Annotated in this window: 9 protein-coding genes; 5 read left to right on the top strand and 4 right to left on the bottom strand. The window is 69.2% G+C overall.

Translation table 11 applies throughout. From position 1 onward, the window contains the following. On the bottom strand, positions 1-337 hold a 337-nt coding region (locus ABD369_RS25400), incomplete at its 3' end, for a hypothetical protein (protein ID WP_344638850.1). Between the two features lie 347 nt (positions 338-684). Here ABD369_RS25400 and ABD369_RS25395 point away from each other — a divergent pair. Together ABD369_RS25395 and ABD369_RS25390 are read left to right on the top strand one after the other, a co-directional pair. After that, on the top strand, positions 685-2,748 hold the full coding sequence (locus tag ABD369_RS25395; protein ID WP_344638849.1) for a galactose-binding domain-containing protein: 2,064 nt from the start codon (positions 685-687) through the stop codon (positions 2,746-2,748). Positions 2,749-3,145: 397 nt separating this feature from the next. Next, complete coding sequence (locus ABD369_RS25390; RefSeq protein ID WP_344638848.1) at positions 3,146-4,156, top strand: hypothetical protein; 1,011 nt, start codon at positions 3,146-3,148, stop codon at positions 4,154-4,156. Between the two features lie 468 nt (positions 4,157-4,624). Here the strand turns inward: ABD369_RS25390 and ABD369_RS25385 are convergent, their stop codons facing one another. Beyond that, the gene (locus ABD369_RS25385) at positions 4,625-6,058 is read right to left on the bottom strand and encodes an alpha/beta fold hydrolase (protein ID WP_344638847.1); all 1,434 of its coding nucleotides are present in this window, start codon (positions 6,056-6,058) and stop codon (positions 4,625-4,627) included. 384 nt (positions 6,059-6,442) lie between these two features. Between ABD369_RS25385 and ABD369_RS25380 the strand changes: the two genes are divergently transcribed. The 3 genes from ABD369_RS25380 to ABD369_RS25370 all read left to right on the top strand — a co-directional run bounded on the left by ABD369_RS25380 (position 6,443) and on the right by ABD369_RS25370 (position 9,939). Continuing rightward, on the top strand, positions 6,443-7,987 hold the full coding sequence (locus tag ABD369_RS25380) for an FMN-binding glutamate synthase family protein (protein WP_344638846.1): 1,545 nt from the start codon (positions 6,443-6,445) through the stop codon (positions 7,985-7,987). A gap of 133 nt (positions 7,988-8,120) precedes the next feature. Beyond that, positions 8,121-8,903 (top strand): alpha/beta hydrolase family protein, encoded by a 783-nt coding sequence (locus ABD369_RS25375; protein ID WP_344638845.1) that lies wholly within the window; start codon positions 8,121-8,123, stop codon positions 8,901-8,903. 502 nt (positions 8,904-9,405) lie between these two features. Then, a complete protein-coding gene (locus ABD369_RS25370) occupies positions 9,406-9,939 on the top strand; it encodes a hypothetical protein (protein WP_344638844.1) in 534 nt (177 codons plus the stop codon). Between the two features lie 956 nt (positions 9,940-10,895). On the opposite strand, the gene ABD369_RS25365 is transcribed toward ABD369_RS25370, so the two are convergent. Together ABD369_RS25365 and ABD369_RS25360 are read right to left on the bottom strand one after the other, a co-directional pair. Next, a complete protein-coding gene (locus tag ABD369_RS25365) occupies positions 10,896-12,155 on the bottom strand; it encodes a serine hydrolase domain-containing protein (protein ID WP_344638843.1) in 1,260 nt (419 codons plus the stop codon). Between the two features lie 666 nt (positions 12,156-12,821). Next, positions 12,822-13,562, bottom strand: coding sequence for an NAD(P)H-binding protein (locus ABD369_RS25360; RefSeq protein WP_344638842.1), 741 nt, complete (start codon positions 13,560-13,562; stop codon positions 12,822-12,824). Positions 13,563-13,663: the final 101 nt, after the last annotated feature.

The following is a 13,663-nucleotide window of genomic DNA, read 5'->3' as shown; positions in this document are numbered from 1 at the left end:
TAGCCGATCCCCGCTCCACGAAGCGAATCCCGGCCGCAATCCAGAAAAACACAACAACAATTCGCACCGAGCCGTGACAAGGCACGACCCAGCCCGAGCAGAAGAAGTGGTGTTTCAGAGGATTGGCCGCCCCGGGACCGTCCGCGCCGATGCGTGTCCGGTGCTCCCTGCCGAGCGACCCGGTAACACTACCCCATCGACAGAGCACCTTCACCGGTGCCGGGGGTGCATCCAGTGCCGTCAGCTCCCCCGCGCCTGCTCCGGCAGGTAGATCCAGGGCCGGCGGCGGTACCTGTGGCGGGCCGTGGACGCCGACGCCCTCGACTTCCTGCTGCACACACCGACGTCGCCCGGTCGGCTCCCGTCGCCCGCCCGGCCTGACCACCTGCCAACGCCTGGTGGCCGCCGACAACCCCACCCGCCTGGCCAACTCTCCCGTCTGCGGGAACTGCGCCGCAACCACGACGCCGAGGTCCGCCTGATCTGCGCCCACGAACTCGTCCAGGACGGACCGCCGGCACCCGAGTCCGCGCACGGCTATTGACTCCTCTTCCAACAGTGGCGATTCTCGTCACACCGAGTGCGCGGTTCATGACAGCCGGCCCGGACGGGTCGGTCCGCGCGTCCCGACGGTGCCCGGTGCCCAGCCGCGCCACCCCCTCACCTCGGACACGGGTGGTGACCATGCGCCAACTCCCCCATAGCAGGCGCGGATTCGTCGCACTTCTGGCCGCACTCCTCACCCTGGCCGCCATGGTGCTCGCCGCTCCGGCGCCCGCGGCGCCGGGCGAGACTGGCTGGTGGAACCCGACCGCACGGCCCGCGCCCGACTCGCAGGTCAACGTCACAGGCGAGCCGTTCCACGGGACCGACGCCCAGGGGCGGGTCCGGGGCTTCGTCGACGCGCACGACCACATCATGGCCAACGAGGCGTTCGGCGGCCGGCTCATCTGCGGCAGGTCCTTCTCCGAAGCCGGGATCGCGGACGCGCTGAAGGACTGTCCCGAACATTACCCCGACGGCTCACTCGCCATCTTCGACTTCATCACCAAGGGCGGCGACGGCAAGCACGACCCGGTCGGCTGGCCGACCTTCGCGGACTGGCCGGCCCACGACTCGCTCACCCACCAGCAGAACTACTACGCATGGATCGAACGGGCCTGGCGCGGCGGCCAACGGGTCCTGGTCAACGACCTGGTCACCAACGGGGTGATCTGCTCGGTCTACTTCTTCAAGGACCGCAGCTGCGACGAGATGACCTCCATCCGTCTCCAGGCGCAGAAGACGTACGAGTTACAGGCCTATATCGACACGATGTACGGCGGGCCGGGCAAGGGCTGGTTCCGGATCGTCACCGACAGCGCGCAGGCCCGCGAGGTGGTCAAGCAGGGCAAGCTGGCTGTCGTCCTCGGTGTGGAGACCTCCGAGCCGTTCGGCTGCAAGCAGATCCTCGATGTCGCCCAGTGCAGCAAGGCCGACATCGACCGCGGTCTGGACGAGCTGTACGGGCTGGGCGTGCGCAGCATGTTCCTCTGCCACAAGTTCGACAACGCGCTCTGCGGGGTGCGCTTCGACGAGGGCGCGCTCGGGACGGCGATCAACGTCGGCCAGTTCCTCTCGACCGGCACCTTCTGGAAAACCGAGAAGTGCGCCGGGCCGCAGCACGACAACCCGATCGGCCTCGCCCCGGCGCCCGAGGCGCAGAAGCAGCTCCCGGCGGGGGTGGCGGTGCCGGCCTACGCCGGCGACGCGCAGTGCAACAGCCGCGGGCTGACCGAGCTCGGCGAGTACGCGGTGCACGGGCTGATGAAACGCAAGATGATGCTCGAGGTCGACCACATGAGCGTCAAGGCGGCCGGGCGCTCGTTCGACATCCTGGAGTCCGAGTCCTACCCGGGCGTGATCTCCTCGCACAGCTGGATGGACCTCGGCTGGATCGAGCGGGTCTACAAGCTCGGCGGTTTCGTCGCCCAGTACATGAACGGCGCCGAGGCGTTCAGCTCGGAGGCCAAGCGCACCGACACGCTGCGCGACAAGTACCACGTGGGGTACGGCTACGGCACCGACATGAACGGCGTCGGCGGCTGGCCCGGCCCGCGCGGGGCGGACACCGCTAACCCGGTGCGCTACCCGTTCCGCAGCGTGGACGGCGGATCCCTCATCGACCGCCAGACCACCGGCGCGCGCACCTGGGACATCAACACGGACGGCGCCGCGCACTACGGTCTGGTACCGGACTGGCTGGAGGACATCCGGCAGGTCGGCGGCCAGGACGTGGTGGAGGACCTCTTCCGCGGCGCCGAGTCCTACCTCACCACCTGGGGGGCCTCGGAGCAGCACCAGGCCACGGTGAACCTGGCCGCGGGCCGTTCAGCCACGGCCAGCACCACCGAATGGTGGAACCCGTTCGTCAGCTACGCGCCCGGCCGGGCGGTGGACGGCGACCCGGGTACCCGCTGGGCCAGCGAGTGGAACGACGACCAGTGGCTCCAGGTCGACCTCGGGTCCACCAGCCTGGTCGGGCGCGTCACGCTGGACTGGGAACGCGCCTACGGGCGGGCGTACCGGATCGAGGTCTCCACCGACGGGAGCAGCTGGCAGTCGGTATGGTCCACCACCACCGGGGACGGCGGCCTGGACACCGCACGGTTCGCCGGCGTCCCGGCCCGCTACGTCCGCGTCCACGGGGTGCGGCGTGGCACCCAGTGGGGCTACTCGCTGTACGAGGTCGGCGTCTACGGCAGCTAGGACTTGCCCGGTCGATCATGTGCGGAGCCAGATGACGACCCATCGCTCTGGCGTGCTTGAGCCTGTTGATGGCCCGTTCGACGGGGTTGCGCTTCTTGCGCCGCGCCGTTCCGACAACGGTCGGCGCACCGCACCGTAATCATCCGGTCGGGCTGACACTCACGATCCGGCTTCCCCCGCGCGGGGGAAGCCGGATGATCCGTTGGATGGATGTGATCAGCGCGGGTGACGCGGAATCTTGGAGCGTCGGCAATCCGGATATACGGGGGTCACGGTGGTTGTTCCTGCGAACTCGGAGATAGGTGGCGTTCCTAAGCCGCCGACCGCAAGCCCGGGGCGGGTGTTGTGGTGGCGGCGGTGGCCCGTGTGGGCGCCCATGGTCGCTGCAGTGTGGGGCGTGTTGTACGCCGCTGTCGAGGTCATCTGGGCGGTGACGGGCACCACCGTGCAATGGAAGGAGCACTCCGCGTACGCGCCGGGGGTCCAGCTCTTCCTGGCGGCCCTCGCGCTCCTGGCCGGCGGCGCCTGCCTGGCCAGCACCCGAACTCTCGCCAAGCCCGGCCGGGTTGCGGTGGCGACGGCACTGATCGTGGCGCTCCCGGTGTTCGTCGTGGGAACGAACGGGCTGCCGATCTACTTCGTGGCGATTACGACGCTCTCGGGGATCGAGAGCGCCACCGGGCTGACCCAGGTGCTGTTGAACACGGCCGGTGCCGCCTTCCTGCTCCTCGTCGGTTTGTCGTACCGCCGACGGCTGCGCGGCGACTGCCCGCGATGTGGGCGGCCGCACGCCGGCGCAGCCGACGGCCCGCTTGCCCACCCAGCCGCCTCCCGAGCCCCGAGGCGGACCCGCGTCGCGGTGTACCTGCTCATGTGCGGACTCCTGCCGTGGGCAGGAGCCAAGACCATCTGGACGCTGGGCGGCAACGCGCTCGGCGTCGCGGGCGATGACTGGAAGAGGACGACGATCGTCGGCGCGTCGGGCCCGTCGAAGGCGACCGCGTCGGCGGGGATCGATGTGACCGTGCTGGCCGCGATGGTCGGGATCTTCCTGCTGCTGGGGTTGCTGTACGTGTGGGGACAGGTGTTCCCCCGCTGGACGCTGTTCCTGTCCGGACGACGGGTCCCGCGCCTGCTGCCGTTGATCCCGGCCTGGCTGACCGGCATCCCACTGACGATGTACGGGGCCGCCCTCATCGTCATGGCCCCGCTCATGGCTACCGGTGTGCTGCCCAAGATCAAGCCGGACCCGCCGTTCACCACCAGCTCGGGGATCACCTGGTTCGTCGAGTTCGGCGGCCTGGCATTCGCCGGCCTGGGCATCGGCCTCGTCGTGGCCGCCCGCTCCTACGCCGCCCGTACCCACCCCGTCTGTGCCAGCGCCATGACAACGAAGCGGCCCAAGTAGCCGGGTACCGGAATGTCAGCTTCCCGCTGGCGATCAATGAGCAGCCGCGGCGGTTCCCGGTCAAAGCGCGCAAGATCGCACGTCAGGCCGACTGGGCTTTCGCACGCCCGGCACCGACCGCGATCACCCGAGCGAGACTCCCGTTCGATCGACAAGCCCGGCGATCGGTACGACAACGGCTTCTGAACCTTTCGTCCAACCTCCGGTTATCGATTCCGTGGCGTTCGAGTTGGTCACCCATATGGGGATCCTCCAGACACGGATACGACCTCCGCTTCACGCTGTGTGATGTCGAGTCAGACAAGGGAAGTGGAGGTCGTCGGTGTCGAGTGTCGTTCATGAAGCCGACCCCCAGCAGGCGAACGCTGAACTGTCCTCCTTTCGGCTGGACTTGTACGCCGCGGAGAAGCACTCGACCGAGAAACACAGTTCGACTGCCGAGCGCCCCTCTCTCGGAACGACGACTTGTCAGGCCAGGAACCTGGCCACCCGGTCGCCCCAGGCACGCACGCCAGCAGAGTCGCTCGACACGTGCAACTCAGCGCCGGGGAGTAGGTCGGCGAGCTGTTCGGCAGTGGACCTTGGGTGGCTGGGGTCGTCCGCGAGGGCCAGGATCAGGGTGGGCTGGGTGAGTTCTCCGAGCTTCTCGCGGGGCGGCAGGTCCGAGGCGGCCAGCCCCTGGAAGAGCGCGGGCAGCAGCTCGGCGTGCACACCAAGCTCCCGCGGCGGGTAGGGAAGGCCGGACAGCGAGGGCGGAATCGGAGCGGCGGCGGCCGCCGCGGTGAACGCGCCGACGCCGTGCTCCGCCACCAGCCCTGCAGCCATGCGGTAGTTGTCGGCCTGCGCGGCCCGGGTCTCCCACGCGGTGGGCGGGATGACCAGCACGAACCGGTCGAACAGCGCCGGGGCGTTGACCGCTGCGTGCAGCACCGTGGCACAGCCCAGCGAGGCCCCCATCCCGGTCACCGGTCGCGTCCCGCCCAGGTGGTCGAGGAGTTCGACGAGGTCGGCGGCGAAGCGTTCGAAGCGGTAGTCCTCGGGATCCGGGCGTCCGGTGGACGCGCCGTGCGCCCGGGCGTCGTATCGGACGAACCGCCGCTCGGGCAGGGTCTCGACGGCCTCCCAGTTGAGCATGCCCAGCTCGTCCTCGGCCTTGCGGCTGAGGAGCGCGCCGTGGGCGTAGACGGCCAGGGGGCCTTCGCCCTGGTCGTTGTAGTCGATGCGGATGCCATCGTGAAGGGTGAAGTGCATGATCACGGCAACCGGAGATCGGGCACTTTCATTCCGGGCGTCAGTATCGCAAGAGGGGGTAACGGCAGGATCGCTGACGGTTCGCCAGGGTGTCTGCAGCCCGACCGTCAGCACTCCGGCGCCGGATACCGTCGGACGGTCCGGCCGATCGGCCGCGTTCCCGTACAGGTGGGCCAGGGCGGCAAGACCTGCCTTCATTCCCGGACCGGCGGAGAATCCCCCAACCGGAAGACCCTGTTCGACTGCCAAGCGCCCCTCTCGGTACGACAACGGCTTCTGAACAGCGTCGGTGCCACCGGGGCCGGGGGCGATCGAGGCGAGGGCCTTCTGGGCCTGTTTGACCAGGATGGGGACCTTGGCATTCTCGTCGTTGGTCAGGCCGCGCTCCAGCAGGACGGTTTTGGCGGTCGCCTCGATGAGCTGCTTGGCGCCGGTGGGGTCGCCGGCCAGGTCGCGGGAGATGCGCTGGAGTTCGGCGAGGATTCCGGATGGGTCGCGCAGGCCGCTGAGGTCCTGGGACTGGCTGCGCAGGGGTGGGCGGACCCAGGTGACGCGGCCGCGTTCGCTGACGGTCAGGCCGTCGCGTTCCAGTGGGACGGCGACCTCGTCCAGCCACGTGTCCTGCCACTGTTCCCGGATGCCGTGGAGCACCAGGTCCTCGGGGACGATTCCAATCCATGGCCTGGGCGTACTGCTGGAAGGAAGTTCAGCGCACCCCGGAATCCTGGTAGCACAGGTCTTCGGGAGCGACCGGCGCTTCCAGGACGCCGCCACTCACGCCCCACTGCGCTGGTGCGTGAACTTCGCCAGCCTGCGGCTTCCCCGGGGTGCTACAGAGCAGGCGCGCAGACCACGGGCGGAGACAACCTCGGATCAGCCCCCTGGCCGCACGCCCACTCGCGCGGCCTCTTAATATCATCTCGCATTCTTCGACGGACGCTGATGCCCGCTTGGCCGTGCCCGTCGTCCAACGCCCAACACGACACGACGACTTCACTACATGGCGATGGAGTCGTGCATCGAGGAGGAACGTTCATGAACACCCGGAGGATCGGCGCGGCCGCCGCGACAGCGTTGGCGGTTCTGGCTGCCCGCGACCTCATCCAGAAGAGGCACGCACTGCTCCGGAACTTCCCGGTGATCGGGCACGCCCGGTACCTGTTGGAGACCATCGGGCCGGAGCTGCGCCAGTACATCGTGACCTCCAACGAGGAGGAGCGCCCGTTCAGTCGTGACCAGCGCACCTGGATCTACGCGTCGGCGAAGGAGGAGAACAACTACTTCGGCTTCGGAACCGACGTCGACGTCGAGCACGTGCAAGGGCACGCCTACCTGAAACAGCGCACGTTCGCCGGCGCTCTGCCCGACGCGCACGACCCGCAGGCCCCACTGCCCTCGGCCAAGGTGCTGGGCGGGCCGCGCGGTCGCGCCAAGGCGTTCCGGCCGGCGAGCGTGGTGAACATCTCGGCGATGAGCTTCGGATCGCTCTCCGGCGCGGCTATCACAGCGCTCAACAAGGGGGCGGCGCTGGCGGGCACGACGCACAACACGGGCGAGGGCGGCCTCTCGCCGTACCACCGCAACGGCGGCGACCTCGTCCTCCAGATCGGTACGGCGTACTTCGGCTGCCGCAACGAGGACGGCAGCTTCAACCTCGACAAGCTCAAGGACGTGGTCGCCGGCGCCCCGGTCAAGGCGATAGAGATCAAACTCTCCCAGGGTGCCAAGCCAGGCCTGGGCGGGATGCTGCCGGGCGCGAAGGTGACCCCGGAGATCGCCCAGATCCGCGGCATCCCGGTCGGCAAGGACTGCGCCTCCCCGTCGCGGCACACGGCGTTCAGCGACGTCGACTCGATGCTCGACTTCGTCGAGTTGCTCGCCACCGAGACCGGTCTGCCGGTCGGAGTCAAGAGCGCGGTGGGAGAGATGGGCTTCTGGCAGGAGCTGGCCACGCTGATGGCGCGTGGTGACCGTGGTGTCGACTTCGTGACCATAGACGGCGGCGAGGGCGGCACCGGGGCCGCGCCGCTGATCTTCACCGACTCGGTGTCGCTGCCGTTCCGGATGGGCTTCTCCCGGGTCTACGGCACCTTCGCCGAGCTGGGCCTGACCGACGACCTGACCTTCATCGGCTCCGGCAAGCTCGGTCTGCCCGAGAACGCCGCGGTCGCCTTCGCCCTGGGTGCCGACATGATCAACGTGGCCCGTGAGGCGATGCTGTCCATCGGCTGCATCCAGTCGCAGAAGTGCCACACCGACAAGTGCCCCACCGGCATCGCGACCCAGAATCCGTGGCTGGCCCGCGGCCTCGACCCGACCTCGAAGGCCACCCGGGCCGCTGTCTACCTGCGTACCCTGCGCAGGGAGCTGATCAAGATCTCGGGGGCCATGGGCGTCGCCCACCCGGCACTCATCACCGCTAACGACATCGAGATCATGAACGGCGACTACGAGGCCCGCACCCTGGCCGGCGTCTACGGCTACAAGGACGGCTGGGGCGAGCTCGGCCCGCACCTCGCCGATGAGATCACGGCACTTCTCGCCACCAAGCCGACCTCCGTCCAGAAGCCGGCCGTCTGACGCGCCGACAGCGACAAGCACCGCGCTCAGGGCTCCCCGCGCGGGGCACGGGGAGGCACCAGCCCGTGTCTCCCTCACCTGCCCACCCACCTGCCCTTACCCCACTACCACTCCGCGCCGAGGCGATCACAACATGACTGAACAAGTGAGATTCAAGAGCGTCGTCGGCCCCGAACTGGCCGGGTCGATCGACCTGCCAGAGGGCGAGATCCGGGGCTGGGGGATCCTCGTCCACGGATTCACGCTCGGCAAGGACTCGCCGGCCGCCTCGCGCGTCAGCAAGCAGCTGGCACGCGAGGGGATCGGGATGCTGCGCTACGACAACCTCGGGATCGGAGGCTCCGACGGCGACTGGGGGGACGGTTCCTTCACGATCAAGGTCCAGGACACCGTCCGTGCAGCAGCCTTGATGGCAGAGCGAGGGACTCCGGCAGACCTGCTGGTGGGGCACTCATGGGGAGGCGCCGCCGCCATCGCCGCAGCGACCGAGGCGACCGGGGTCCGCGCGGTCGCCACGATCGGGGCGCCTGCCGACCCCAGCCACGTCGAGAGACAGTACGACGCGGTCATGGATCGCGTTCTCCGTGAAGGATCGCACGAGTGGTTCGTCGGCGGGAGGACCCTGGTCCTCAAGCGCGCCTTCGTCGACGACGTCCACCAGGCTCGCCTGCGCGACCGGATACGCGAGTTGCACCTGCCGCTGCTCGTCATGCATTCGCCCACCGACAACACCGTCGACATCGCCAACGCCGCAGAGATCTTCCGCGAGGCACGACACCCGCGGAGCTTCGTCTCGCTCGAAGGAGCAGACCATCTCCTGACCGCACGAGGGCAAGCACAGCGAGCGGCCCACATCATCAGCGCCTGGGCCGACCAGTACATCCACACGTCACGGCCCGGTGGAAAAGACATCTGAGGTGACTACCGACTTCGGCGTTTCGAAATGATCGGCGCGTTCGTGTAACTGACCGACAGCCATCCGTGCGCTACGCCGTCGGTATCCGCTGGGCGGATGGGGGCGGGCTGACGGCGAAGGGCCGTCAGCGCCGCGAGGACGTGCGGCTGGAGGCCGCCGGGTTGTCCGCCGAAGGAGCCAAGTCTCCCGAGGCCGCCCGGATTCTATTCCGCGAGCAACTCGCCGCGGCCGATAGTCCTCGGGGCCGGACGGTCCACCGGCCGGGGCCCGCGCTGCTACGGAAGGCTGATCGTCAAGCCCCGGCCGCCGGACGCCCGTCATGTGACCGGTACGGGTCCGGGTCACCGTCCTGTCGGCCAGGCCGGCGGCGAGCCGCGCGGGCCTGCACCGCCTCCACCTCGTCCACACTCCGGCGGTGTCGCAGCTAGACATCGTGCACGCCCAGCCGCTTCCGGAGGCCCCGGCCGGCTGAGGGGTGCCGGCGGGGCGTTAGGGTCCGACCATGGACGACAACACCGCCCGCTGGTACAGGATCGCCGATCTCCTTCCGGAACCTGCCTCGAAGGACGTCAAGGACTGCTGGGAGATCGGGGAACAAGAGTGCGGGCTCGGCCTGCTCGTCGAGGGCCTGCTCGCCTACCAGGTCCCGATCGGCGGGGCGGACCGGGCACAGATCTCCGTGCTCGCCGAGGAGTGGGGCGAGCGCGAGCAGCTCACGCCCGGCATCGTCCGCTGCCTGGGTGACGGCACGCCCTCCGCGGTGCGGCTGCTCGATGACGGCGACGAGGTCGAGGTCGTGACGGGCTGGAGCGAGCCGGAGCTCGCCGACCTGGTACTGGTGCCGTGGATCGGCTGCACCCGCTGCGGACGGGTCCTGCTGCGCGCCCACGCCTGGGAGCCCTGGGACGACTTCTCCTACCTCGCCGAGCACTACGTGATCAGCACGTCGGACTACGACACGGCGCTACGGATCTTCCCCTCCGACTCCGCCGACCAGGCCTTCACCGAGCTCCTTCAGAGCTGCCCGGAGGCCTAGCTGGACGGTCGGGTGGCCCGGGGAATCGCACCCCCGGGCCCCCACAGAAACAGAGCGTGACAGTCTCCCATCGCTCCACTCTCTCATCGAGCCCACGCGAACTCGACCTCCGTCGCCCAGGACGTCACCATCCCGACCTCACCCGCCGAATCGGGCGCGATGCCGCCACGCACGAACGCCACCACCGTCTCGTTGACCGCCATCGCGTGCGGCGCGCCCGAGGCCCTGATGCCCCGTGCGGTAGAGCAGGAAGCTGGCCCCGGGCGCAGCCCGACCAACCGGACGGCCGGCCCCCTGGCCCGGCACAAGACCACAACGCTGACTGCCGCACCCGAGTCCCCAATGTTCGGCCGACCCGCCTGCCGTCCGTTCCCGTCTCAGGTGGGTAGAGGCTGAGGGGCATCTCGTTGAGTCTGCGTCTGTGAGGTGCACCATGACTCTCTCCCGGCATGTCGCACATGTCGCAGGCCTGTTGACGCAGTATCAGCTCGAGCGGCTGAGCGGGTCGGTCTGACCAAGCGCGTGGCGCCGGACGGTACGGCAGATCCGCCGACGCAGCCGTGCCTGGTGCAGCGGGGCGCGGGGCCGCGGGAGCGCGACGGGTCGCTGCCGCACGGAGAAGGCGTTGATGCCGGCCGGCTCCGGGCCACTCCGAACGCCGCTACAGGGTCCGGCCGTCCCACTCGGCGATGTAGCCCTGGATGGTGTGGGTGGTGATCAGGTAGGGCTCGCCGTTGATGCGCGGGGTGGCCCGCTGCCGGGGACGGCGACGTCGACGTCGACCGGCGCCGGGTGGGGCGAAGTGTGGTCGTTCATACGCACGATCATGCTGTTGCCGTTGGCCGCGTGGACCAGGCCACCGCAGCCGGGGCGGCGGTCCGCCTCCAGCAGCTGGCCTTTGCTGGAGCCCTTGGGGCGTAGAAGTCGCAGCGTGCGCAGGCCATGCGGTGCTGGGGTCAGAGCCCGGGCACCCCGGCGGTCTGTCCGGTGGCGCTGCCGCAGGTTGTCGTGTCAATAAGTGTCTGGAAGGTGCGGCTGGTTGCCTCGGACACATGGAGGGGGTTGAGGGAGATGGCCACCTGGCGGCGACCGGCGGCGTCGCCCATGAGCACCGTGCCATAGCCGGCGATCCCTCCGGTAAGGCCCCAGAACTCCCCGCACGCGGTCGGATAACGAACCAGCCCCAGGCCGTAGGTGGAGCCGTTCTCGGCAGGCACCTGCTTCTTCATCTCGGCGAGCTCCGCCGGGCGCAGCAGCTTGCCGCTGAGCAGTGCGGCGTTGAAGCGGGTGAGGTCGGTGGTGGTGGAGATCCCGGCTCCTGCCGGGCCGAAGGCCGAGGGGTTCTCGATGGTGACGTCGGCCGCCTGGCCGGACGCCCGCTGGATGTATCCGTGGGCGTGCGGCCCTGGGACGATGGGCGAGGTGGTGGGCATCGAGGTGCCTCGCAGGTCCAGTGGTCGGATGATCCGGCGGTCGACCTCCTCCGTCCAGGTGTGCCCGGTGACACGCTCGATGATCATCCCGATCAGGACGTAGTTGGTGTTGGAGTACTTCCACTTCTCGCCTGGGGCCGCGTACGGCGGCTGGGCGGTGGCGATGTGCACGACGGCCTGCGGCCGGTACGTCGTCCAGCGGCCGACGGTCAGCCAGTGTTGCAGGGCGGTTTCACCCTCGGTGCTGAACCTGGGGTCGTCGGTGAAGTTGTAGATGCCGCTGGTGTGGTTCAGAAGTTGGCGCACCGTGATCGCGCCGCCGTTCGGGACGAGACCGGGCAGGTAGCGCTCGATCGGGTCGTCCAGCCTGAGCCTTTGCTCCCCGACGAGTTGGAGGACCACTGTGGCGGCGAAGGTCTTGGTGACGCTGCCGATCCGGAACCGGGCACCATTCGGCACCGGCGCGCCGGTGGCGAGATCCGCGACCCCTGCCGCACCTCTCCAGACCGGATGGCCGTCCTCCCTGACCTCGGCCTGCACGGCCGAGGAGCCGCCCTCCTCAACGACGGCCCGCAGCGCGCTCTCCAGGGCGGCCGGTTCGGCGACCGTCGACGGCGCGACTGCCCGGTGCGGCGCGGCGGTCGTCGCGGGTCCTGCCGCGAGGGCCGCCGGCGCCAGGGTGCCCAGCAGACCCGTGCTGGCCAGCGCGACGACGGCCGCACGGCCAACGAGCCCCCGCGCCCGGCGGCGGTGCATCCCGGGGTATGCCGTGGTGGTGGTCATGATGGTCCCTCCCAGTCGAGCCAGATCCCTTCCGGCCCCTGCCACCCTGCCAGCAGCCCCACCACCAAGGCCTCCGCCCGAGGTCTCGGCCACCTCCCCCAGCCGGACCAACTCCGCCCTCCTCCTCGAGAAGGACCGCCATCAGACGCTGGCATGAGCCCGCGTGCCTCACCTGGAGCACCACCTCCTCCAGGTGGCCGAGCAGGCCCGCCCACACCGGATCGATCCGATTCTCCTGGTCGGCGGCCGCTCTTTCGCCCTGGTGGCGTTCGCTTCTTGGACCATCCTGTTCCCGCACGGGGGTTCGGCCTCCGTTACCTTCGGCTCACCGGCTGACGAGGCCGGACCCGTACGGGGTTTCCGTGTTCCATACCGTGCAGTTACGTCCAGGTGGGGTGCTCCCTTTCCGCCGTCCTAGGAAGTCGGGGAGGGGCTGCTTGATATCAGCCTCGCCGGAGCCACGCAGAAACTCGCCCAGCTCGACGAGCGGGATCGCCGGGCCACCACCGTCAACCTCGGAATGCCCGCCTTCCGCGACATCGCCGGACGATCCGTCACCGCAGGCAAGGACCTCTCATGACGTCCCCCGCCATCGCCCTGGTTGCCAAGGCACTTGCGTCAGGCGCGGGCGGGCTACGTACTCCATCGCTCGCTTGCACGCGCATGTCACCGAAACTCGGCGGCGTGGTCGGACACCCATGCGTGGTAGGTGCGTGCCGGTGTACCGGTGATCGCTTCGACTGTGGAGGTGGTCGTCGGGCGAGGGGCTGCGAGCATGTCGGCGTAGCCGTCGAGGAGGGGATCCACGAACGAGTCGGGGAAGCTGTCATCGGCCGAGAGCCGCTGGCGTGCTGCCTCGCGTGGCAGTTCCTGCCACCGGAGTGGGCGGCCCAGTACCTCACCGATAGTTCGCACTTGCTCGGCCTGGGTGATGACTTCCGGGCCGGTCAGGTCATAGGCGGCGCCGTCGTGGTCCTGTTCAGTGAGTGCGCTCACGGCCACGGCGGCGATGTCGGCTTCGTGGAGGAGGGTCATGGGTACGGCCCCGTAGGCGCCTTGCACCACGTCGCCGGCGCGGATCTGATCGGCCCACCACAAGGTGTTGGCGGCGAAGGTGCTCGGGCGGAGGTGTGTCCAGGCGAGTCCGGACTGCTTGATGAGCTGTTCGACCCACGCGTGGGATTGGCCGACCAGGTGGGGATGTTGCTCGGGGGCCAGTCCGTCCCGTACTGCGCCGGACGACAGGAGTACCACCCGGTGGGCGTGCCGCCTGATGGTTTCCACGACGCCGGCAGCCGGGTCGGCACTGTGGAAGGGCCACATCAGGAACACGGCCTCCGCCTCCTGCAACGCCGCCGCACCCGGCGTGAGGATGATGAACGGGCGGCTCGCCGCGCTCTCCCGCAACAGCCCATGACCTGGCGCAGCGTGATGGTGTCGAGGCGGTGGGTGAGGTCGCGGACGGCCTGGTGGTCGGCGTCGGTGAGAACAACGAACCGGTTGGGGCC

It is taken from the genome of Kitasatospora cystarginea (assembly GCF_039533515.1).
GTDB lineage: Bacteria > Actinomycetota > Actinomycetes > Streptomycetales > Streptomycetaceae > Kitasatospora > Kitasatospora cystarginea.
This window is presented reverse-complemented; position numbering and strand designations above follow the sequence as displayed.

What these genes read in the sequence shown, in the direction of transcription:
- ABD369_RS25395 (WP_344638849.1), top strand. Translation starts at nt 685, where the DNA reads ATGCGCCAACTCCCCCATAGCAGGCGCGGATTCGTCGCACTTCTGGCC.
- ABD369_RS25380 (WP_344638846.1), top strand. Translation starts at nt 6,443, where the DNA reads ATGAACACCCGGAGGATCGGCGCGGCCGCCGCGACAGCGTTGGCGGTT.
- ABD369_RS25375 (WP_344638845.1), top strand. Translation starts at nt 8,121, where the DNA reads ATGACTGAACAAGTGAGATTCAAGAGCGTCGTCGGCCCCGAACTGGCC.
- ABD369_RS25370 (WP_344638844.1), top strand. Translation starts at nt 9,406, where the DNA reads ATGGACGACAACACCGCCCGCTGGTACAGGATCGCCGATCTCCTTCCG.
- ABD369_RS25365 (WP_344638843.1), bottom strand. Translation starts at nt 12,155, where the DNA reads ATGACCACCACCACGGCATACCCCGGGATGCACCGCCGCCGGGCGCGG.